This is a genomic window from Secundilactobacillus angelensis, from assembly GCF_012641075.1.
In the GTDB taxonomy this organism is placed as follows: domain Bacteria; phylum Bacillota; class Bacilli; order Lactobacillales; family Lactobacillaceae; genus Secundilactobacillus; species Secundilactobacillus angelensis.
On record NZ_JAAXLJ010000115.1, the window covers coordinates 1 to 271 of the forward strand.

Genomic DNA, 271 nt, shown 5'->3' on the forward strand with positions numbered 1-271 from the left:
CAAGCTAAGTATCTGGAAGGTACCATTACAGTCACAACGACTTACACGGGTGGTCCAGATAAGGCAACCAAGACGGCCAACGTGGCGGTTACTCGGACTGCCAGCCTTAAAGATGGTAAAGTAGCATACAGCGGCTGGACGGATAAAGATGGCAACAGCGTCTTAGTTCCGAAGTTGACAACGACGTCAGCAGGAGTTCCAGAAAGTGGCTATACTGCAACGATCACCGCAGGTGGAACCGATGATTACACCAGCGCCAGCTTCGATGCAG

At 51.7% G+C, this 271-nt stretch carries 1 protein-coding gene; it reads left to right on the top strand.

The window, feature by feature from the left end; genetic code table 11:
* A partial coding sequence (locus HC026_RS12605; protein ID WP_168926232.1) for a hypothetical protein occupies positions 1-271 on the top strand: 271 nt, incomplete at both ends.